At 69.5% G+C, this 21610-nt stretch carries 20 protein-coding genes; 15 read left to right on the top strand and 5 right to left on the bottom strand.

Features of this window, described 5'->3' with window-relative positions; translation table 11 throughout:
• The first annotated feature begins 263 nt into the window (after positions 1–263).
• On the top strand, positions 264–464 hold the full coding sequence (locus BFN33_RS01855) for a hypothetical protein (RefSeq protein ID WP_069758055.1): 201 nt from the start codon (positions 264–266) through the stop codon (positions 462–464).
• The gene (locus BFN33_RS01850; RefSeq protein ID WP_069758054.1) at positions 461–1012 is read left to right on the top strand and encodes a cysteine hydrolase family protein; all 552 of its coding nucleotides are present in this window, start codon (positions 461–463) and stop codon (positions 1010–1012) included. Before BFN33_RS01855 ends, BFN33_RS01850 begins: the two co-directional genes overlap by 4 nt.
• Before the next feature lie 293 nt (positions 1013–1305).
• Here the strand turns inward: BFN33_RS01850 and BFN33_RS01845 are convergent, their stop codons facing one another.
• Together BFN33_RS01845 and BFN33_RS01840 are read right to left on the bottom strand one after the other, a co-directional pair.
• Positions 1306–2292 carry an ornithine cyclodeaminase family protein gene (locus BFN33_RS01845; protein WP_069758053.1) on the bottom strand — a complete coding sequence of 329 codons (987 nt, stop codon included), beginning with the start codon at positions 2290–2292 and terminating at the stop codon, positions 1306–1308.
• A 273-nt stretch (positions 2293–2565) separates the two neighbouring features.
• Positions 2566–3495 (bottom strand): LysR family transcriptional regulator, encoded by a 930-nt coding sequence (locus tag BFN33_RS01840; RefSeq protein ID WP_069758052.1) that lies wholly within the window; start codon positions 3493–3495, stop codon positions 2566–2568.
• Between the two features lie 148 nt (positions 3496–3643).
• Here BFN33_RS01840 and BFN33_RS01835 point away from each other — a divergent pair, with 148 nt between their 5' ends.
• The 13 genes from BFN33_RS01835 to BFN33_RS01775 all read left to right on the top strand — a co-directional run bounded on the left by BFN33_RS01835 (position 3644) and on the right by BFN33_RS01775 (position 16592).
• Positions 3644–4837 (top strand): cytochrome P450, encoded by a 1194-nt coding sequence (locus BFN33_RS01835; protein WP_069758051.1) that lies wholly within the window; start codon positions 3644–3646, stop codon positions 4835–4837.
• Positions 4834–5172 carry a bifunctional 3-phenylpropionate/cinnamic acid dioxygenase ferredoxin subunit gene (locus BFN33_RS01830; protein WP_069758050.1) on the top strand — a complete coding sequence of 113 codons (339 nt, stop codon included), beginning with the start codon at positions 4834–4836 and terminating at the stop codon, positions 5170–5172. Before BFN33_RS01835 ends, BFN33_RS01830 begins: the two co-directional genes overlap by 4 nt.
• On the top strand, positions 5169–6350 hold the full coding sequence (locus BFN33_RS01825) for an NAD(P)/FAD-dependent oxidoreductase (protein ID WP_069758049.1): 1182 nt from the start codon (positions 5169–5171) through the stop codon (positions 6348–6350). Before BFN33_RS01830 ends, BFN33_RS01825 begins: the two co-directional genes overlap by 4 nt.
• 62 nt (positions 6351–6412) lie before the next feature.
• On the top strand, positions 6413–7495 hold the full coding sequence (locus tag BFN33_RS01820; RefSeq protein WP_069758048.1) for an S-(hydroxymethyl)mycothiol dehydrogenase: 1083 nt from the start codon (positions 6413–6415) through the stop codon (positions 7493–7495).
• Complete coding sequence (locus tag BFN33_RS01815) at positions 7496–8125, top strand: MBL fold metallo-hydrolase (RefSeq protein ID WP_069758047.1); 630 nt, start codon at positions 7496–7498, stop codon at positions 8123–8125. It begins immediately after the preceding gene.
• 183 nt (positions 8126–8308) lie between these two features.
• On the top strand, positions 8309–8812 hold the full coding sequence (locus tag BFN33_RS01810) for a flavin reductase family protein (protein ID WP_069758046.1): 504 nt from the start codon (positions 8309–8311) through the stop codon (positions 8810–8812).
• A gap of 41 nt (positions 8813–8853) precedes the next feature.
• Complete coding sequence (hpaB, locus tag BFN33_RS01805) at positions 8854–10305, top strand: 4-hydroxyphenylacetate 3-monooxygenase, oxygenase component (RefSeq protein WP_069758045.1); 1452 nt, start codon at positions 8854–8856, stop codon at positions 10303–10305.
• Entirely contained in the window at positions 10305–11762 is a 1458-nt protein-coding gene (locus tag BFN33_RS01800; RefSeq protein ID WP_069758044.1) for a fumarylacetoacetate hydrolase family protein, read from the top strand. Before hpaB ends, BFN33_RS01800 begins: the two co-directional genes overlap by 1 nt.
• The gene (dapA, locus tag BFN33_RS01795) at positions 11759–12706 is read left to right on the top strand and encodes a 4-hydroxy-tetrahydrodipicolinate synthase (protein ID WP_069758043.1); all 948 of its coding nucleotides are present in this window, start codon (positions 11759–11761) and stop codon (positions 12704–12706) included. Before BFN33_RS01800 ends, dapA begins: the two co-directional genes overlap by 4 nt.
• Complete coding sequence (gene hpaE / locus BFN33_RS01790; RefSeq protein ID WP_069758042.1) at positions 12703–14187, top strand: 5-carboxymethyl-2-hydroxymuconate semialdehyde dehydrogenase; 1485 nt, start codon at positions 12703–12705, stop codon at positions 14185–14187. Before dapA ends, hpaE begins: the two co-directional genes overlap by 4 nt.
• Positions 14187–15191, top strand: a complete 1005-nt coding sequence (gene hpaD / locus BFN33_RS01785; protein WP_062039154.1) for a 3,4-dihydroxyphenylacetate 2,3-dioxygenase — start codon at positions 14187–14189, stop codon at positions 15189–15191. The genes hpaE and hpaD overlap by 1 nt, the downstream gene beginning before the upstream one ends.
• A gap of 251 nt (positions 15192–15442) precedes the next feature.
• Positions 15443–16054, top strand: a complete 612-nt coding sequence (locus BFN33_RS01780; protein ID WP_069758041.1) for a TetR/AcrR family transcriptional regulator — start codon at positions 15443–15445, stop codon at positions 16052–16054.
• Between the two features lie 7 nt (positions 16055–16061).
• The gene (locus BFN33_RS01775; protein ID WP_305144221.1) at positions 16062–16592 is read left to right on the top strand and encodes an ATP-binding protein; all 531 of its coding nucleotides are present in this window, start codon (positions 16062–16064) and stop codon (positions 16590–16592) included.
• 1 nt (position 16593) lies between these two features.
• Here BFN33_RS01775 and BFN33_RS01770 read toward each other — a convergent pair whose 3' ends face one another.
• From BFN33_RS01770 to BFN33_RS01760, 3 genes are all read right to left on the bottom strand, one after another.
• Entirely contained in the window at positions 16594–17040 is a 447-nt protein-coding gene (locus BFN33_RS01770) for a hypothetical protein (protein ID WP_069758040.1), read from the bottom strand.
• Positions 17041–17207: 167 nt separating this feature from the next.
• Positions 17208–19355, bottom strand: a complete 2148-nt coding sequence (locus tag BFN33_RS01765) for a SpoIIE family protein phosphatase (protein WP_256122589.1) — start codon at positions 19353–19355, stop codon at positions 17208–17210.
• A 493-nt stretch (positions 19356–19848) separates the two neighbouring features.
• The gene (locus BFN33_RS01760; RefSeq protein ID WP_069758039.1) at positions 19849–21465 is read right to left on the bottom strand and encodes an MFS transporter; all 1617 of its coding nucleotides are present in this window, start codon (positions 21463–21465) and stop codon (positions 19849–19851) included.
• Between the last annotated feature and the right edge of the window lie 145 nt (positions 21466–21610).

Genomic DNA, 21610 nt, shown 5'->3' with positions numbered 1-21610 from the left:
ATCAGCCGCGGAGCCGCCCTATGACATCCCTGTCTACTGTTGTGAAACGATGTTTCTCCCAGTTAGACTCCTCTGAAGGAGTCTGCGCACGGAAGGGCGACCCGACGGCGGGCATCCCGCCCTCCGTCTTTGCCGCCTTCCAGTCCCCTTCGCGTTACGCGTCACTGAGGTCGGTGCCTGAGCCGATTCCGCGCCGGCCGGGGGAGCCGCCACCCCCGCTGCCCCTTCCGTGGATCCCACTCACCAGGACAGACAGGTCGACGATGACGGAACACCGAGCCGACACGACAGCGGACCGCCCGATGTCCCTCCACCACCCCGACGACCGTTACGGCGAGGTACCCGCCGTCCCGCTGCCGCTCACCCTGCCTGCCACTGCCACTGCCACTGCCCCCGGCTTCCTCGGCACGCCTGCCCTGGGCCGGGACCGCGTCCGCGCACAGGAGGGGGCGGTGACCGTATGACGACCGGCTGGCTTGCCGTCATCGACATGCAGGACGTCTTCGCCGACCCCGCGAGCCCCTGGGCGGCTCCCCGCTACACCGAGGCGGCAGCAGGCGTACGTCGCTTGCTGCCGGCCTTCGGCGAGCGTGTCACCTTCACCCGCTTCATCGCCCCCGCGCAGCCCACCGGCGCCTGGCGCGCCTACTACGACCGCTGGCCCTTCGCGCTCCAACCGCCCGACGCCCCGCTCTGGCGGCTGACGGACGAGTTCGCGGCCCTCGCGCACGACGTCCTGGACGCGTCCACTCTCGGCAAGTGGACCCCCGAACTCGCCGCCCGAGCCGCACCAGGCGGCCGCCTGGTCCTGGCAGGCGTCAGCACCGACTGCTGCGTACTGTCCACGGCGCTCGCCGCCGCCGACGCCGGAGTGGAGGTGCTGGTCGTCGCCGACGCCTGCGCGGGCGTGGACGACGACTACCACGCCCAGGCCCTGCGCGTCATGGACCTGTACCGGCCGCTCGTCCGCGTCACGACCGCCACGGAACTGCTGGGCGGCCCTCTGGCGTGACCCTCGCCCCTGGCCGCCGCCGTCCACCACGCGGCCACCGCCCTCTGGAGCGCCGCTTGCTCCGCGGGCGGGTGGCAGTCGTGGTCAGGACGCGAGCTACAGCGGGGGCGCGGAGATCACCTTCGAGGTACTGGGCGCGGCCGAGCCGAAAGGACCTGTCGGCGGGGGTGTTCTCATACATCACGCACGTGGCCGCGTCGGCGTCGGCGAGTTCGGACCGCCCCCGGGGTGGCAGCTCTGCGGCTACCACCCCCGGGGGCCGTAGTGGCCCGGCTCAAGCCGCTGATGACCGTTCAGTGTTCTTGGAAGCCACGACTGATGCGGGCGTCCAGAGACACACCCGCGCCCCGTTCGCCCGCGAGACGCGCGCACAGTGCCGCCACCGTCAGATCCTGCAGAGCGGACCCGACCGACTTGTAGAGCACGATGTCATCGGTTCCGGTCCGGCCCGGTGCGCGGCCGGAGACCACGTCGGCGAGAGACACGAGCTTGTCGGTGAACTCCACGCCCTCGGCGCGTGCGGCGATGAAGTCGCCGGTCTCGTGGGCGACTTCGTCGACAAGGTCGCACACCACGACATCCGCGCGGTCGATGGCGACAGGGTCGAGTTCACGCTGCTCGGGCAGCGTCGACCCGATGGACACGACGGTCGTCCCCGGCTTGAGCCAGGTGCCGCGAACGGTGGGCGTCTCGTCCCGGGACCGTGCGGCGCACAGCACCAGATCCACGCCGTCGACCGCGTCCTCGGGCGCGTCGGCGGGGACCACATCGGCCGCCAGGTCGCTGAACGACCCCGCGAACCGGGCTCGGCTCGCCGGGCTCGGGCTGTAGACCCGTACGGAGGTGAGCTCCCGCGTCGCGGCCAGGGCCCGAAGGTGATTCGTCGCCTCGAACCCCGAGCCGATGACGGCGACCGAGAGCGGCCTTTGCGGCGCCAGGAACCGGACGGCGAGGGCCGAGGTGGCCGCAGTACGGAAGCCCGTGATCGACCGGCCGTCCAGCAGGGCGACCAGCTCCGTGGTCTCGAGGTCGAACAGCGCCACGAGGTAGGCGCCCCTGCGCTTGCCGTTCGACACGGCGATGAGCTTGGCTCCCATCACACCGCTGCTCGGGAGTATCCCGCTGAGGGTGCGCATCCACTCCTGCTCGCCCCTGGCCATCGTCCGCGGGGGAAAGTGCGCTTCGGAGACCGGAGCGGCGTAGGCCTCGTGCAGAGCCTTCAGCGCGGACTCCCAGTCGAGCAGGGAACGGACGTCGTCGTCGGTGAGATACACGGCCATGGGGAAGCTCCTTGCGGGTGAGCCGGTCGACCGGAGGAGGGGGGGCGCGACAGGCCGGAATACGCCATCTCCTCGTGCGCATGGGCTCGTTGACGGCGGGGCCGAGCAGATCGCGGGGGAGCCGGTGGGGCACGAGTCGAGCGACCGGCCCACTCCTCCGATGCGGTACGTATCGTTTCGATTAGCGCTCACATTAAATGGCGGTCGCACTGTCCGCAATCCCGTGCGCGCCTTTCAATAAAGGTGGCTACGCCGAGATCTCCCCGAAGCGGATCACGCGTGGTCCCCGACCGCCGGCCGTACCGGCCCGTCCTCAAGGGCCCGGCGGCAGAAGTCGGCGAACGCCTTGGCTCGTCTGGTGAGGTTGGCGCGGGCGGGCCAGGCGAGCAGCACGGGCATGTCCGGCACCTCCTCCCGGATCTCGCATTCGGCCAGCGGTACGCCCTCGTGGCTGATGCCGGAGGCGGGCCGCTGGATCAGAAGTGAGTAGCCGAGGCCCCGGGCCACCAGTGACCGCACCGTCTCGAAGCTGCTCGTCGTGTGCCGGATCACCGGCCGAATGCCGAGCGAGGCGAGCAGCTCCGTGAAGTAGTGCAGGCTCGGCGGGTTGTCGAGCATGACCATCGGTTCGTCCGCGAGGTCGCGCAGGCTCACCGGCGCCTGTCCGGCCAGGGGGTGCGTGCGGGGCAGGAGCAGATGCGGCCGGGTGACGTACAGCGTCTCCTGCTGAATGCCCGGCTGCACGTCGAGGTCGTACAGCAGGGCCATCTCGCAGCTGCCGTCGAGGAGTTTCTCCTGCAGTTCCACCTGAGTGCCCTCCGTGAAGCTCAGCCGCACCGTCGGATGTTCGGTGGCGAAACCCTCCAGGACGCCGGGCATCAGGAACGGGGCCAGGGTCGTGTAGCAGCCGACCGTCAGGTTCCCGGAGAGCTCCCCGCCCAGGTTGCGTGCACTGGACACGAGTTCGTCCGCGTGAGCGAGCAGCGGGCGCGCGTCGGCGAGCACGGCCAGGCCGGCCTGAGTGATCGTCAGCCCTTTGGCCTGGCGACGCAGGAACAGCTGGACGCCGAGGGTGCGCTCTAGCTCGCTGACGGCCAGGGCGATCGTCGACTGGGAGATGTGCTCGTGCGCCGCGGCGCCCGCGATGGTTCCGGCCTCGGCCGCCGCCACGAAGAACCGGAGCTGGCGCAGAGAGAGCGTCATGGTCCATACCTCAGGATTCCTGTGGTTGTTGTCGGCGCATTGCTGGATTCCAGAGTATTCCGTGCTCAGGCGGCGTACCGCACAGTCGTTGCAGCCCGATGCGGCGGACATCCCCTGTCCGGATGTCGCCGACACGTGAGGAGCCGCCATGTCCATCGCCCGCAATCTCACCAGCAAAGACCTCTACGCCGACCCGTATCCCGTCTACCGCGAACTCAGGGACGACGAGCCCTGGGCCTGGTCGGACGGGCTCGGTCTGTGGCTCGTCAGCCGCTACGAGGACGTCGTCTTCGTCGACGAGCACCCCGAGATCTTCACCGCGCACCAGGAGAACTCCCTCGCCGAACGCACCATGGGTCTGGTCATGATCCGTACCGACGGCGACGCCCACCGCAGGCTGCGCTCGGCGGTGGACGGCCCGCTGAAGCGCCGCAACGTGCGTCAGCAGTGGTCCGCGGGGCTCACCTCGCACGCCACGGAACTCGCCGGGCGGTTGGCCGAGAAGCCGGAGTTCGACCTGGTGTCGGACTTCGCGGCGCCGTTCGCCGCTCAGGCGCTGATGCGGACGGCGGGGCTGCCCGACGTGACCACCGAGCAGGTGGTCGAGTGGTCGCGTGCCTTCATCGCGGGCCTGGCCAACCACGACGACGACCCCGAGGTCTGGGAGCGGGCCGGACGCGCCAGCACCGAGGTGGGGGAGCTGGTCCGCGAGGCCGTCGCCCGCGTGACGGCCGTACCGGACCACACCGTGATCTCCGCGATGGTGCACGCCGAACTCGCCGAGCCGCTGACGGCCGAGGAGATCGCCACCCAGGTGCGTCTGATGATCTCCGGCGGCTTCAACGAGCCCTGGCACGCACTGGCCACCCTCGTGTGGCAGCTGTGTGAACAGCCCCAGCTGCGCGACCGCGTACTGACCGACTGCGAGGCCCTCGACGCGGCCATCGAGGAGACGATGCGCTGGCTGACCCCCGTCGGCGCCTTTCCGCGCCAACTCGCCGTCGACCACACGGTGGGGGACGTGACCTTGCGGGCCGGGGACAAGCTGCTCGCGCTCGCCGCGTCGGCCAACCGGGACGACCGGAAGTTCGCCGCCCCCGACGCCTTCGACATCGACCGTCCCGAACTGTCGGACCACCTGGCCTTCTCGCTCGGCGCCCACTACTGCCTCGGCACCTATCTGGCGCGGGAGCAGCTCCGTACCGCGGTGCCCGCACTGTTCAACTCGCTCACCGGGCTGCGCGTCACCAGCACTCCGAACCTCGTCGGCTGGATGTTCCGCGGACCGGAATCGGTCCTCATGCGTCACGACGCCCGGGGCGTGAAGGGAGCGGCACAGTGATACAGCTCTGTCCGATCGCGGACCTCACCCCCGGTGTGGTCACCCGGATCGCCAGTCCCGACGTGCCGGTGCCGCTGGCACTCGTCAAGGTCGGCGAACGTGTCTTCTGTGTCGACGACACCTGCTCCCACGAGACCGCCTCGCTGTCCGACGGCTGGCTCGACGGCCATGAGATCGAATGCCCGCTGCACGAGTCACGTTTCGACCTGCGCACCGGCAAGCCCGACTGCCCGCCGGCGCGGCGGCCCATCCGTACCCACGTCGTGCAGGTCGTCGACGGCATGGTGTGCGTCGACGCAGCGTCGTTGGCGCCGGCCACGGAGACCGCGCGATGACCACGATCGCCGTCGTCGGCACCGGACTGGCGGGCGTCAGAGCCGCCGAAGCCCTCCGCACCGACGGCTACGACGGGCATCTTGTGCTGGTCGGTGAGGAGGCCGCGCAGCCCTATGACCGGCCTCCGTTGTCCAAGCAGGTGCTGCTGGGCAAGTGCGAGAGCCAGGACATCGCGCTGACGGACGAAGACCTGCGTGCCGTGCTCGACGCCGAATGGCTGCTCGGTACCCGCGCCACTGCCCTCGATCCGGCCTCACGGGCGCTCACCCTCGCCGATGGGCGAACCCTGCACGCGGACGGTGTGGTCATCGCGACGGGAGCCCGCGCGCGCACCCTCCCCGGGATGCCGCGGCTGCGGGGGGTGCACACCCTCCGCACGCTCGACGACGCACACCGGTTGCGCGAGGACCTGTCCCGTCCCGGACGGGTCGTCGTGGTGGGAGGCGGGTTCATCGGCGCGGAGGTCGCTTCCTCGGCGCGTGCCCTCGGACACGAGGTGACCATCGTCGAGTACGAACAGAAACCGCTGCTACGTCAGTTGGGGCCCGACGCAGCCGACATCCTTGGCCGCCTGCACACGGACCACGGGGTCGCTCTGGTGACCGGCGTGGGTGTCACGGGCCTCGTCGGCGAGGACGGGGTGCGAGCGGTGGAGTTGTCCGACGGCCGCCTCCTTCCCGCGGACGTGGTGGTCGTCGGCGTGGGAGCCGTGCCCAACACCGAGTGGCTGACGGGTTCCGGTGTCGCCTGCGACAACGGCGTCCTCACGGACGAGCGGTGCCGGACCACCGTGCCCGGGGTCGTCGCGGCGGGCGACGTGGCCGCGTACCGCTGCCGCGGGGGGCGGCTGCGCATCGAGCACTGGACCAACGCGCGGGACATGCCGGTCATCGCGGCCGGATCGCTGCTGGCCACGTTGCGAGGGCAGGACCCCATCGCGCAACCGGTCCACGACCCGCTGCCTTATGTGTGGTCGGACCAGTACGGGGTCCACCTCCAGATCGCCGGCCGACCTGGCGTCGACGACGTGCTCGAACTCGTCTCCGGCTCCTTCGACGACAGCTTAGCAGCCGTGTACCGGCGCGACGGCGAGATCTCCGGCGTCCTCGCGGTGGACAGCCCAAGGGAGTTCGGACGGCTGCGGCGGGACCTCCGCGGCGCCTGGAGCATCCGGTAGCCCGGTCGCGCGTAGCCGACCCACTCAACTTTCCAGAGGAACCCTTCCAGAGGAACACAGACATGTCTCATGAAGTCCGCGCTGTCCTGGCCCGGAGCAAAGGCGCCCCTGTCTCGGTGGAGACCATCCTGGTGCCCGATCCCGGACCGGGGGAGGCCCTGGTGCGGGTGCAGGCCTGCGGGGTGTGCCACACCGACCTGCACTACCGGGAGGGCGCCATCGGGGACGACTTCCCCTACCTGCTCGGCCACGAGGCCGCGGGAGTCGTCGAAGCGATTGGTGAAGGCGTCACCGACGTCGTCCCCGGTGATTTCGTCATCCTCAACTGGCGTGCGGTGTGCGGTCGCTGTCGTGCCTGTCGGCGTGGGCAGCCCTGGTACTGCTTCGACACGCACAACGCACGGCAGAAGATGACGCTGAAGGACGGCACGGAGTTGGCGCCCGCCCTCGGTATCGGGGCCTTCGCCGAGAAGACCCTCGTGGCCGCAGGCCAGTGCACGAAGGTCCCCCAGGTCCGGCCCGAAGCGGCCGGTCTCCTCGGCTGCGGGCTCATGGCCGGGCTGGGAGCCGCGCTCAACACCGCACCCGTCAGCAGGGGGCAGAGCGTCGCGGTGATCGGCTGCGGAGGTGTCGGCGACGCGGCGATCGCCGGTGCGCGCCTCGCCGGAGCGGGCAGGATCATCGCGGTGGACATCGACGACCGGAAGCTGGCCCTGGCCGAGACTTTCGGCGCCACACACACCGTCAACTCCCGCGACACCGACCCGGTGACGGCGATCCGCGAGCTCACCGGCGGGCACGGAGCGGACGTGGTGATCGATGCCGTCGGCCGTCCGGAGACGTACCAGCAGGCCTTCCACGCACGTGACCTGGCCGGGACCGTCGTACTGGTGGGTGTCCCGGCTCCGGACATGAAGCTGGAGCTGCCGCTGCTGGACGTCTTCGGCCGCGGTGGGGCGCTGAAGTCCTCCTGGTACGGCGACTGCCTGCCCTCGAGGGACTTCCCGATGCTGGTCGACCTGTACCGGCAGGGGCGACTGGACCTGGACGCCTTCGTCACCGAAACGATCGCTCTCGACGAGGTGGAGAAGGCCTTCGAGAAGATGCACTCAGGTGAGGTGCTGCGGTCCGTGGTGGTGTTCTGAGTGGCCGCACGAGTCGAGCATGTCGTCACCACCGGGGAGTTCACCCTCGACGGCGGTACATGGGGCGTGGACAACAACGTCTGGATCGTCGGGAACGACGAGGAGGCCCTCGTCATCGACGCCTCCCACGACGCGGACGCGATCGCCGCAGCCGTCGGCGAGCGTCGACTGACAGCGATCGTGTGCACGCATGGGCACAACGACCACATCAACGCCGCCCCGGCGCTCGCCGCCCGCACCGGTGCGCCTGTCCTTCTCCACCTGGACGACCGCCTGCTGTGGCGGAACGTCCACCCGGACAGATCCCCGGACGGTTACCTTTCCGACCGGCGTCGGCTCACGGTCGCCGGTACGGAACTCATCGTGCTGCACACGCCCGGCCACAGCCCCGGGGCCATCTGTCTGTACGCGCCCGACCTCGGCACCGTGTTCACCGGTGACACGCTCTTCGCCGGCGGCCCGGGTGCCACCGGGCGGTCGTTCTCGGACTTCCCCACCATCATCCGTTCGATCCGCAGCGAACTCCTGTCCCTGCCGCCGGACACCCGGGTGCGTACGGGGCACGGAGCGGCCACGACCATCGGGGCCGAGGCTCCGCATCTGGGGGAGTGGATCGTCCGCGGTCACTGAATTCTCCGCTCCGGTCTTCCCAGGAGCGGTCGGCACCGGTACCGTCCAAATAATCAAAGCTTTGATTACATGCTTTGATCAGGATCTTGCCCGCTTCGTCCCCAGCCCTGCTGGGCCGGCGCCGCCCCTGTCCGGCCCTTTGCCAGAGGGCACAGCCGACGATCGACTCAAGGAGTCCTCCTCATGTCCCGAGCCCTCGCCCCTCCCAGCCCTGGCGCCCTGCGCGCCTGCATGTCCCGGTTCGCCACCGGCGTCACCGTCGTGACGTACGCGGGCGAGGACGGTCCCCGGGGCGCGACGATGAACTCCTTCACCTCCGTCTCCGCCGATCCCGCGCTGGTGCTCGTCAGCGTCGCCCGACGCGCCCGCTGCCACGACCAGCTGATCGACAGCTCCTTCTGCGTCAACATCCTCGGCGCCGAACAGGAGCCGCTGGCCCGGCTGTTCGCCGGGGCGCAGGGTGCCACCGAGCCGCGCTGGGCGACCGCGGCCCGGGTGCCCCGCCTCACGAACCCCCTGGCATGGGTGGAGTGCGAGCCGTGGCAGGCGTACGACGGCGGAGACCACACCCTTCTCGTCGGCCGCGTCACCGACCTCGGCCACCGCGACGGCGACGCCCTCACCTACGCCTGGAGCCGCTTCGGCACCGCGGCCGAGTCCACCGACGGCATCGAACACCTCATCTGAACCCGACCCCTCCCGCTGATCACCTGCACAGGAGAACCACCATGGCCGCACGCACCGGCAAGGAATACCTGGAGCGCCTCGCCGCCTCCCGCCCCACCGTCCACATCCAGGGCGAGACCGTCACCGGCGGCATCCAGGACCACCCCGCCTTCCGCAACGTCGTCCAGACCTACGCCGAACTGTTCGACCTCCAGCACTCGGACGAGCACAAGGACACCCTCACCTACACCTCGCCCACGTCCGGCGAGCCGGTCGGCACCTCCTTCCTCACCCCGCAGACCCCGGACGACCTGGTCAAGCGCCGCAAGGCGTTCAAGGTGTGGGCCGACCACAGCAACGGCATGCTCGGCCGCACCGGCGACTACATGAACAGCTCCCTGATGGCGCTTGCCTCGGCCGCCGACTGGTTCGCCCAGGCCAACCCCGCCTTCGGCGAGAACATCCGCCGCTACTACGAGAAGGCCCGCGAAGAGGACCTGCTGTGCACGCACACGCTGATCCCACCGCAGGTCAACCGGTCCGTGGCCGGTACCCAGCAGGCCGGCGGCAAGCTCGCGGCACGCATCGTGAAGGAGGACGACAACGGCGTCGTCATCAACGGTGCGCGCATGCTCGCCACCATCGCCCCGTTCGCCGACGAGATGCTGGTGTTCCCCTCGACCGTGCTGCGCGGCACCCCCGAGGACAAGCCGTACTCCTACGCCTTCGCCATCCCGAACGACACCCCCGGCCTGCGCTACATCGCCCGCGAACCGCTGGACTACGACCGCCCCCGGCACGACCACCCCCTCGCCTCCCGCTTCGAGGAGTCGGACTGCGTCGTCGTCTTCGACGACGTGCACGTGCCGTACGAGCGCTGCTTCGCCCTCGGCGACGCGGAACTGTGCAACGGCTTCTACTCGCAGACGTCGTCGGTGGTGCACATGACCCACCAGGTCGTCACCCGCACCACCGCCAAGACCGAGTACGTCCTCGGCCTGGTGTCGCTGCTGACCGAGGCCATCGGCATCGAGCAGTTCCAGCACGTCCAGGAGGACGTCGCCGAGATCATCACCACGCTGGAGATGCTGCGGGCCTTCCTGCGCGCCGCCGAAGCGGACGCCGAGGTCAACGAGTATGGGGTCCTCACCCCGGCTTTCGCCCCGCTGAACGCCGCCCGCAACCTCTACCCCAAGCTCTACCAGCGCTTCCCGCAGATCCTGCGCAAGCTCGGCGCCTCCGGCCTGATGGCCACCCCCACCGAACTCGACATCCAGGGCCCCGCCGCCGCCGACATCGAGGCGTACCTGCAGTCGGCCACCCTGTCCGGCCCCGAGCGCGTCAAGCTCTTCCGCCTGGTGTGGGACACCTGCATCTCGGCGTTCTCCAGCCGCCAGGCGCTGTACGAGTACTACTTCTTCGGCGACCCGGTGCGGATGGCCGGCGCGTACGTGAAGAGCTACGACCGCGAGCCGTACAAGGCCAGGGTCCAGGCGTTCCTGGAGCGTTCGTGATGACGCATCCCCTGGGGACCCCACCCTCGAAGATCATCGCTCTGCATCTCAACTACCCCAGCCGCGCCAAGGAGCGCGGCAGGATCCCCGCCCATCCGTCGTACTTCCTCAAGCCACCCTCGTCGTTGGCGGGTACCAAGGAGGCACTCGTCCGCCCCGAGGGCTGCGAACTCCTCGGCTTCGAAGGCGAGATCGCCCTCGTCATCGGCTCGCGCGCGCAGCGGGTGCGGCCCGAGGACGGCTGGCAGTACGTGCGTTGGGTGACCGCCGCCAACGACGCGGGTGTGTACGACCTGCGTTACGCCGATCGCGGCTCCAACCTCCGCTCCAAGGGCGCAGACGGCTTCACGCCGATCGGGCCGCGACTGCTGGACGCACGCCAACTCGACCCGGCCGCCCTGCGGTTGCAGACATGGGTGAACGGCGAACTGGTCCAGGACGACACCACGGACACGCTGCTGTTCCCGTTCGGCGAGCTGATCGCGGACCTGTCGAGGCAGGTCACCCTGGAGCCGGGGGACGTCATCCTCACCGGTACGCCGGCCGGCGCCTCCGTGGTCGCCCCCGGTGACGTGGTCGAGGTCGAGGTGACCGGAAACGGGCTGTCCACCGGCCGCCTCCGTAATCCCGTCGCCGCCGGGCCCGCGCTGGACTCGTACGGGGCGATGCCCAAGGCCGATCTGGCGGAGCGGGAGGCCGCGTACGGGACGGCGTACACTCCCGCGCCCCTGCTGGACAAGCGGTTGGAGGAGGGGCTGCGCTCGGTGGCCGTCGCCACCCTCAGCGCACAGCTCCGTGCCCGCGGCCTGCCGCACATGTCCATCGACGGTGTCCGCCCCACGCTGCCGGAGCGGACCATGGTCGGCGTCGCGCACACCCTGCGCTATCTGCCGCTGCGCGAGGACCTGTTCAAGAAGTACGGCAACGGCATGAACGCTCAGAAGCGGGCGATCGAGGAGCTGAGGCCGGGCCACGTGCTCGTCATGGACGCGCGCCGCGACACCTCCGCCGGGACCCTCGGCGACATCCTCGCGCTGCGGGCCCAGACGCGTGGTGCGGCCGGCGTCGTCACCGACGGCGGCCTGCGGGACAGCGCCGCGGTCACCGAACTCGGCCTGCCCGTCTACCACGGCGGGGAGCACCCCTCCGTCCTGGGCCGCCGCCACGTCCCGTGGGACTCGGGCGTGCCCATCGCCTGCGGCGGCGCCCTGGTGCAGCCGGGCGACCTGATCGTCGGTGACGCGGACGGTGTCGTGGTGGTGCCCCCTGACCTGGCCGAGGAGCTGATCGCCGACTGCCGGGAGCAGGAACTGCGAGAGCGCTTCATCACCGAGCAGGTGCGCGCCGGGCACAGCGTCGACGGGCTGTACCCACTCGGTCCCGACTGGCGCGAACCGTTCGAGCAATGGCGCCGCAGCAACGCCCCCTCGCAAGAGCCGCAAGGAGAAACCGCATGAAGTTCCGCAGTGATCCCGCCACCATCCGCGGATCCATCGCCCCGGTCGTCACCCCGTTCACCGACGAGGGCGCCGTCGACCACGACAGCCTGCGCTCCCTGATCCGCTTCCAGCTGGAGTCCGGTTCGCACGGCATCTCGCTCGGCGGCTCCACCGGAGAGCCCAGCGCACAGACCGTCGCCGAGCGGATCGCCGCCATGCGTACGGCCGTCGAGGAGACCGGCGACCGGGTGCCCTTCCTGCCCGGTACCGGCTCGCACAAGCTGAACGAGACCCTGGAGCTGACGGCCGCCGCCCAGGACCTTGGAGCGGACGCGGCGCTGGTGATCACCCCGTACTACGCGCGCCCCACCCAGGAGGCGCTGTATAAGTGGTATGCCACGGTGGCCCGGGAGTTCCCGGACCTGCCGATCGTCGCGTACAACGTGCCCTCCCGCACGGCGGTCGACATCGCCCCCGAGACGGTGAAGCGGCTGTTCACCGACTTCGACAACTTCGTCGGAGTCAAGGAGACCACCAAGGACTTCGAGCACTTCTCCCGCGTGCTGCACGCCTGCGGCCGCTCCCTGCTGGTGTGGTCCGGCATCGAACTCCTCTGCCTGCCGCTGCTCGCGCTGGGCGGCGCCGGCTTCGTCAGCGCCGTGGCCAACCTGGCGCCGACCGCCGTGGCAAGGATGTACGAGCTGTGGGAGTCGGGGGACTTCGACGGCGCACGGGACCTGCACTACCGCCTGCACCCGCTGGTGGACCTGCTCTTCGTGGAGACCAATCCGGCTCCGGCGAAGTGGGTCCTCGCCCAGCAGGGACGGATCGCCTCGCCGCACGTACGGCCGCCGCTCATCACACCCACCGCCCCGGGCCTGGCCCGAATCAGCGCCCTCCTCACCGAGGGCGGGGACCTGACGCAGCAGCTCGCAACGCAAGCGAACGGAGCCGACAAGTGAGCACCGCCCCCGAGGGCCTGCCCTCGACCATCCGGCACTGGATCGGCGGCGAACTCGTCGACGCGGCCGACGGCCGCACCTTCGACGTCACCGACCCGGTGTCCAACACCGCCTACACACAGGCCGCACGGGGTGCGCAGGACGACGTCCAGCGGGCCGTCGAGGCAGCGCGGGCCGCCTTCCCCGGCTGGTCGTCGATATCCAACCGCGAGCGCGCCCGCGTCCTGTACCGCATCGCCGACGCCGTCGAGGCCCGCCACGACCGCCTCGCCCAGTTCGAGTCGTACGACTCGGGCCTGCCGATCACCCAGGCCAAGGGCCAGGCCCGGCGCGCCGCGGAGAACTTCCGCTACTTCGCCGACGTCATCGTCGCGCTCGGCGAGGAGGCCTTCCGGCAGGGCGGTGAGCAGTTCAGCTACGTGGTCCGCACCGCGGTCGGAGTCGCCGGCCTCATCACCCCGTGGAACACCCCGTTCATGCTGGAGAGCTGGAAGCTCGCGCCGGCCCTCGCGTCCGGCTGCACCCTCATCCTCAAGCCCGCCGAGTGGACGCCCCTGTCGGCTTCGCTCTGGCCGGAGATCTTCGCCGAGGCGGGCGTGCCGGCCGGAGTCGTGAACATCGTCCACGGCATCGGCGAGGAGGCCGGGCAGGCCCTCGTCGACCACCCGAACGTGCCGCTGATCTCCTTCACGGGCTCTACCGACACGGGCCGCCACATCATCCGTTCCTCGGCCGAGCACCTCAAGACGACGTCGATGGAGCTGGGCGGCAAGTCCCCGGTCGTCGTCTTCGCCGACGCCGACATCGAGGCGGCGCTGGACTCCGTGGTCTTCGGTGTGTTCTCGCTCAACGGCGAACGCTGCACGGCGGGTTCCCGGGTGCTCGTCGAGCGCCCGCTGTACGAGGAGTTCACCCGCCGCCTCGCCGAGCGAGCCGACCGGGTCAGGGTCGGCCTGCCCTCCGACCCCGCCACCGAGGTGGGGGCGCTGGTCCACACGGAGCACTACGAGCGCGTCTTGAACTACGTCGAGATCGGCAAGAAGGAGGCCCGGCTGGTGGCGGGGGGCGTCCGCCCGGACCACCTCACCGAGGGCAACTACCTCCAGCCGACCGTGTTCGCCGACGTGTCCCGTGACGCCCGGATCTTCCAGGAGGAGATCTTCGGCCCCGTCGTGGCCGTCGCGCCCTTCGATGCCGAGGCCGAGGCGATCGAACTGGCCAACGCCACCCAGTTCGGCCTGGCCGCGTACATCTGGACCTCCGACCTCAAGCGCGGCCACCGCATCGCGCACGCCGTCGAGTCCGGCATGGTCTGGATCAACTCGCACAACATCCGTGACCTGCGCACCCCCTTCGGCGGGGTGAAGGCCTCCGGCGTCGGCCGGGAAGGCGGCGCCCACAGCATCGACTTCTACACCGAGTCCAAGATCGTCCACGTCGCCCTCGGTGACGTCCACACTCCACGATTCGGAGCCGTCTGATGACTGGAACAGCCGCACCGGACGTCGTGCGCTCCGCCTACGCCCAACTCGCCGTCACCGACCTGGCCAGGGCCCGCTGGTTCTGGGTGGACATGCTCGGATTCCACGTCCAGTACGAGGACGCCGACTCCCTCTACCTGCGCGGGACCGATGAGCTCACCCATCACTCGCTCGTATTGCGCAAGGGTGAGATCGCCGCTCTCGACCACATCTCCTACCGCGTCCGCACCCCGGAGGACGTCGACAAGGCGGAGAAGTTCTTCCGCCAACTCGGCCGCCCCGTCAAGCGGTTGAAGAAGGGCGAGGGCACGGTCGGAGTCGGGGACGCCGTACGCGTCGTCGACCCGCTCGGCTTCCCGGTCGAGTTCTTCCACGAGATCGAGCGGGGTGAGCGCCTCATCCAGCGTTACGACCTCCACCGTGGCGCCCAGATCGCCCGCCTCGACCACTTCAACATCTGCACCCCCGACATCCCCGCCGCCTACGCCCACTACCAGTCCCTCGGCTTCGGCTGCTCGGAGACCATCGAGGGCGACGAACACGAGCTGTACGCGGCCTGGATGTACCGCAAGCAGACCGTCCACGACGTCGCCTTCACCGGCGGGGCCGGCCCCCGCCTGCACCACCTGGGCGTCGCCACCCACGAGTCCCACCAGGTGCTGCGCACCGCCGACATCTTCGGCGCGCTGCACGAGGAGAAGCACATCGAGCGGGGGCCCGGCCGGCACGGTGTCTCCAACGCCTTCTACGTCTACCTGCGCGATCCCGACGGCCACCGGGTGGAGATCTACACCTCCGACTACTACACCGGCGACCCGGACCACGAGACGTACCGGTGGAACGTCAACGACGACCGCCGCCGCGACTTCTGGGGCAACGCGGTGATCGAGTCCTGGTACAAGGAGGCGACCCCGGTTCTCGACCTCGACGGACGGCAGCAGCCGGTGAGCAGCTCACTGCTGGACGAGTCCGCCGTGCAGGTCGGCGCCGACGGACTCGGCTGACCGCGCGGAACAGCTCCGGTGCCGGGTGCGGCACCGGAGCGTTCAGCACGGCGGGGTCAGAGCACGGATAGACGTGGACGGCCTCAGGTGGGACCCAAACGCGGTGATCGTGAACCGGCCACTAGAGTCGGCGTTGATCAAGGAGCCGTCCAAGGCTTCGACCTCGTCGAGGCAACTGTCTGACTCGACCGTTGTGGGATGAGCGTTCGGGCACGCGCCGAGATTGTCCACGTTGTAGAGCGAGGGGGGCCATGTCCGAGTCCGAGGCACCGGCCACGGCGGTCGCCCGGCCTGCCAAGAGGCTCTCGGCGAGCCGTGAGCGGACCATCCTGCGAGCCGTCTACGAGATACTCGCCGAGTCCGGGTACCAGGGACTGCACTACGAGGCAGTGGCGACCCGCGCCAGGACGAGCAAGGCCACGCTGTACCGACACTGGCCCACCAAGGCGGAACTGGTGAGCACGGCCATGAGCTTGCGCCCGGCCGAAGACCTGCGGGTGCCAGACACCGGCACGCTGCGCGGCGACCTCCTGGCATACCTCCAACTGCTCGCCGAGTGGATGAGCGGTGAGCCAGGCGCCGTGATCAGCGGCCTTTTCGTCACCATGCGCAAAGATGCCGAGCTCGCGGCGCTGCTGCGCCCCTTGCTGATCCCCGCTGTACCGCCGGTCCGGGCTGTCTGTGAGCGGGCAGAACGGCGTGGCGAACTCGCCCTGGACCGGGACGTGCGATTCATCGACGAGCTCTGTGCGCCGGCCCTGTTCATGCGCCACGCTCTCCTCGGCCTGCCTCTGGATGCGGACTTCGTCGAGTATCTGGTCGACGGCGTTGCCATGCCGCTGCTCGTTCGAGTCACGCCGTGAGCCTGAGGTGGCGAGAGATGACGAGTCCGGCGGGGCCGGGCACCGTGGCCTGATCGTTGGCTCCGGCGAAAACGATCCGTGCGAGAACGGGATCCCGCTCGGGCCGCCCGGGATCGGCAGGACGCACCTGGCCGTCGGGCTCGGCGTCAAAGTCGTCCACGCCGGCTACTCGGTCTTGTTCGACACCGCCAGCATCTGGATAGCCCGCCTGGCCGCCTCCCATCAAGCCGGACGCCTGGAGGCGGAGCTGAAGAAGATCCGCCGTTACAAGCAGATCATCATCGACGAGATCGGCTACCTCCCGTTCGACCAGGACGCGGCCAACCTGTTCTTCCGGCTCATCGCCTCGCGTTACGAGCATGGCTCGGTCATGGTGACCTCGAACCTGCCCGTCGGACGCTGGGGAGAGACTTTCTCCGACGATGTGGTCGCGGCCGCGATGATCGACCGCCTGGTCCTCACCCTCACCGGCGGCTCCTACCGTGCCCGTCAGCGACGCGAACTGCTGGGCAAGGCCGACGGCGACGGATGCCGGTGACTCACAGGGCCCACCAGCAATACAGCCGCCGGTCGGAAGCCTGAGCGCGCTGAGCCAGGCCGGCCAGGGCCTCCAGCACACCAGCCGCCACCTCGACGCTGATCCCGATCTGCTGGAGCTCGTCGGTCATCGACCACGGCTCGGCGAAGCGGACGAGGTCGTCCTGCGTCGCCGAGGCCAAGGCAGCGGTCAAGGTGTCCGTCACACTCACGACGAACGCCCCGTCGCGCTCCGGGTCCGACAGCAGTTCTCCGGACCGGGGACGTTCGCCGGCCTCTTCAAAGCTGCAGCCCGTCATGATCGCTTCGAGCCTGGCGATCGCGACGACCGGGTCGATGTTCTCAAGGAAGACCACGTCGAGGTCCGCCTGCCCCGGGCCGCCCCCAGTCTGCAGGACAGCGACAGCACCCTGATCGTCGGCGGCAGAGAAGTAATCGCACAGCGGCATGTCGAGGATTCTGGCATCTGCGGCCGACAGTCCTGCCGGCACCGCCGGGGCAGATGACGTTTCCGCCGACTCGTCCCCTCGGTCGTCGTCTCCTTCGTTCCGGACTTCTTCCAGTTCGGCGAGGGCGACGTAGCGACGGTGGGGCAGTCAGTGGTCGGGCTGTGTGATCACGTGGACGCTCGGGGCGGAAGGTCCTGCTCGGTCCAGATGCATTTGCCGTCGTCGAGATAGCGGGCGCCCCAGCGCCGTGAAAGAGCGGCGACGAGTTGTAGGCCGCGTCCGCCTTCGTCGGTGTAACTGGCGTGGCGTATGCGGGGGGTGGTCAGGCTGCCGTCGTAGACCTCACAGGTCAGGGATCGGCTGCGCAGCAGGCGGAGGCGGATGGGGCCCTTGGCATGGCGGACGATGTTGCCGACCAACTCGCTCACCAGCAGCTCGGTGGTGGGTACGAGATCATCGAGTTCCCATGCGTCCAGTTGTTCGCGCACGTACTCGCGAGCCTGTCTGGCTGCCCGGGGATCGTCAGGGAGGGGGAAGGAGGCGACGTCGCCGGCGGCGGTGCACCGGGTACGGACGATGAGCAGGGCGGCGTCGTCCGTCGTCTGTTCGTGGTCGGGCAGCAGAGCCGTCACGACCCTGCCGCACAACTCCTCCAGGCGTCGGATGCCGTCTTCCTCATCGGTGGTCCGGAAGGAGGCCGTATCCACCACGGCTTGGGAGAGGGCCTGGCGCAGTTGAGCCAGTCCCTGGTCGGCGTCCCGGGCGGCGGATTCGACGAGCCCGTCGGTGTACAGGACGAGAAGGCAGTCGTCGGGCAGGTCCAGCTGATGGGTCTCGAAGGGGGGCCTGGCGGCTCCCAGCGGTGGGTCGGGAGCGACCTCGGGGGCGTCGACGGTGCCATCGCGTTGGACGACGAGGAGCGGCGGGTGACCGGCCAGGGAATACGAGCACGTGCGGGCCACAGGGTCGAAGACGGCGTACAGGCATGTGGCGTAGAAGTCCTCGCCGAGGTCGGAGACCAGGTCGTTGAGGCGGCTGAACAGTTCGTCGGGGGGTATTTCCAGGTCGGCGAGGGTCCGTACGGCCGTGCGCAGTCGGCCCATGGTGGCTGCCTCGCTGATGCCGTGCCCCATGACGTCGCCGATCACCATGGCGACCCGGTCGGCCGACAGGGGAATCAGGTCGTACCAGTCGCCGCCCACTTCTTCACCGCGGCCCGCGGGCAGGTACCGGGCGGCGGCACCGGCGGCGGGCAGGCGGGGCAGCGCCCTGGGCAGCAGGCCACGTTGCAGTTCCTGGGCGCGGGCGTGCTCCACGTCGTAGAGGCGGGCCCGCTCCAGCGACTGACCGACCAGACCGCTCAGCGCTGTCAGCAAGGCGCGCTCGTCGTCGGTGAAGGGACGGGGTTCGCTGAAGGACACCACGCACAAGCCGATGACATGTCCGGAGGACATCATCGGCAGAAACGCCCACGCTTGCTTCGGTGACGCCTCATTCACCTCAAGCATCGTGGGATAGCGTCCCAGCAGCTCGGCTTTCGATCCGATGAAAAGAGGAGCTCGGGTGCGCACCATGTCCTCGAGCGCGGCATCGCTGTCGGGCGGGATCCCGTCCACCAGGCTGAGGAACTCCTGCGTGTATCCGGCAGCGCCGACTATGCGCGGGCGGCCGCCTTCCAGCAGCTGAAACACCAGCCCGTCGGCGCCGAAGGGAGGCATGACGAACTTGGCGACGGCATCCACGACGTCGCGCGTCGTGGCGGCTTCGGCGAGCGCGGCGGTCAGCTCTCCCATGCGTACCGACCGCTGGTCCTCGGCCGCCGAGTCCGGACCGGAGGACCGGGCTGGGCCGCCGTCCAGGCGGGCATCGGCCCACGCCGTGAGCGCGCGAAGCAGGGACCGTTGCGCCTCATCGGGCTCGTCCGGCCCCGGAGTGAGAACGGACAGCACACCGACCGGTCCCTTGGATCCGGGAAGGGGAACGGCGACCGTAGCGCCCGCGCCGATACCCAGGCTGTCGCCGGCATGGCAGACGAGGCCGTCGCGCCGCAGGGCGAGGGCGGGAGTCGCGTCCTGATCGTCGTGCAGATCCGCCCACTGCCCCGCGTCGGCCTGGATCGTCGCGCTCGCCGCGACCAGACGCAGCCGACCGGCGGTCCTGTCGTGCCGGTGCACCAGCGCGCCCAATCCGCCCAAGCAGGTCGTGGCATGCCGGAGCAGGAGCGTCAGGGTCTCCGTGTCCCACGCTCCGTCCACCCGAGCGTCTTCGCCCGAGGCCGTCAGGTAACCGAACGGCAGCCGCTCTGTCTCGCTCAAGGGCCCAGCCTTCTCGGCCGTCACCGCGCCCCCTGCTCACCTGCACACCGGAGGTGATAGTGACATATCGATCACTAGATAATGTCTTATAGAGCCATATTACAGACGGAATTGTCGCTGCTGCTTGGGAGCCGACCGCCCGGAAGTGCGGAAAATGCAGTGCAGGCCGCTTCCACCACGCGAACGCTGGGCCGGCCTCTGCCCGGGCGGCCCGAAACGCCCAAGGCCGAGCCGCCGCCGATCACGGTCGCGGTCTCCACCATCAGAGGTGCGGTAGTGGCCTTGCGCGGCATACCTGGTTGCGCCTACAAGGGTCGTCCGGCGACCGTCTGACACGCACGCCCTGCTGTCATGGGGAGAGCGGCATGCCCCGGACGAGGTGACCCTCCACGCTTGCGTACGCTGAGCGGCTCGAGTACCGGAACGGGATCCCGCTCGATCACCGGTTGACCATGCGACCCATCCCGTCGATGTTCACTTCCTCCGCTCCGGGCTACGACCCCGTCGCGCGAGGCTGGGTCGTCGGGATGCGGGAGGTGAAGAACAAGGCGAGCAGAGCGGCGAGTGCGAGTGCGGCGAGTGCGGCGCGCAGACCGTCGAGCCTCGCTTCGGTGTTCGCGTCGAGCACTTCCTGGGATGTCTGCCCGCTCAAGCCGGCGTCGTCGAGAGCCCCCTTCAGCTGAGCGTCGGACAGGAAGGGCACACCGCTTTGGAGTTCTACGGAGGCTTGGCTCTTGACCTGGTCCGGGACCGCCGGGTTCTGCTCGACACTGGTCAGGAACGACGACGTGAGCGCGGCGATCATGATCGACCCGGCGAGTGCCGTGCCGATCGAGGCGCCCAGGTTGGTGACGGCGTTCTGGACTCCGCCGACTTCCGCGCTCTGGGCCTCCGGGACTGCGGAAACGGTGACCGAACCGAGCTGGGACGCCAGCGAGCCCATGCCGAGCCCGATGAGCAGGAGAGGGATGGTGACGATCTCCCCACCGGCGTCGGCGTCGAGCGCGGCCATGAGGACCACGGCGCCCCCGAGCAGCGCGAGGACCCCGAGCCGAACCACCCGACGCGGTGAGACGTCGGGGAGGAGGCGGGGGATCAGGATCGCGGCCGCCAGCAGTGTCAGTGAGAGGGGCAGGATGCGGGCGCCGGTCTGGAGCGCGGACAGGCCCAGGGCGACCGACAGATAGAGCGGTACGACGAAGAACACGCCCATCTGCACGAGGTACTGGAAGAAGAACATCGTCAGGCCGCCGGTGAGCTGCTTGTTCTGCAGCATGGCCGGCGCGACGAGTGGCTCCTTGCGCTGCTGCACGACGCGGGCCTCCCAGCGGAGGAAGAGCCAGATCAGCAGCAGACCGGCCAGCATCAACCACACGACCAGCGAAACCCCGAGCCACGAAGGCGCGTCGGGTTTCGGCCGGAACCAGCCCCATTCGTCCGAGCGGAGCACCCCGTAGACGAAGATCCCGAGCCCGAGGGCGGAGAGCACGGCACCGATGACATCGATCCGCGCGCGTTCGCCGATCGGCGCCTCGGTGATGCGGCGGGCGAGCAGCAGGATGCCGAGCACCATGACGACCTCACCGGCGAACACCCAGCGCCAGGAGAAGTAGGTGGTCGCGAGACCCCCGATGAGTGGTCCCAGTGCGATGGCCACGGCGCCTGCGGCCGCGACGAGTCCGTAGGCGGCGGGGCGGCGTTCGACGGCGAAGTTGCTCGCCACGAGTGTCACGATCGCGGGCAGAATGAGCGAGGCTCCGATTCCTTCAAGGAACGCCCAGCCGATCAACAGGACCGTCAGGTTCGGTGCGAGCGCCGTGGCCAGGGAGCCGCAGCCGTAGACAGCGCAGCCGATCATGAAGGCGCGTCTGCGGCCGATCAGGGCGCCGATCTTGCCGCCGGGGATCATGAACATGGCCATCACAAGGGTGTAGGCGGTGATGGCCCCCTGGATTCCGGTCACCGTCGTGCCCACGTCCTCGGCCACGGTCGCGATCGACACGTTCATGACAGAGCTGTCGAGCGCCATCAGGAACTGACCTGCTGCGAGTGTCATCAGGACGAGGCGCCCTGTCGCCGGCTTGACGGCAGCATCTGATTTGGGTGCCATGGGCGAATTGTGGCAATTATTCCGAAGGTGGCCCCGCGACCCGCCACCGAGGTCAGCCGCTTGGCGGCGACGGGGTGAGGATGATCGATCGAGGCAGCCTCCTCGCATGCGTGAACCTGCGGTCGGACTCCTGACTGCGCGCCGA

Origin of the sequence: Streptomyces sp. LUP47B, from assembly GCF_001746295.1 — a bacterium.
Taxonomy (GTDB): Bacteria; Actinomycetota; Actinomycetes; order Streptomycetales; family Streptomycetaceae; genus Streptomyces.
This window is presented reverse-complemented; position numbering and strand designations above follow the sequence as displayed.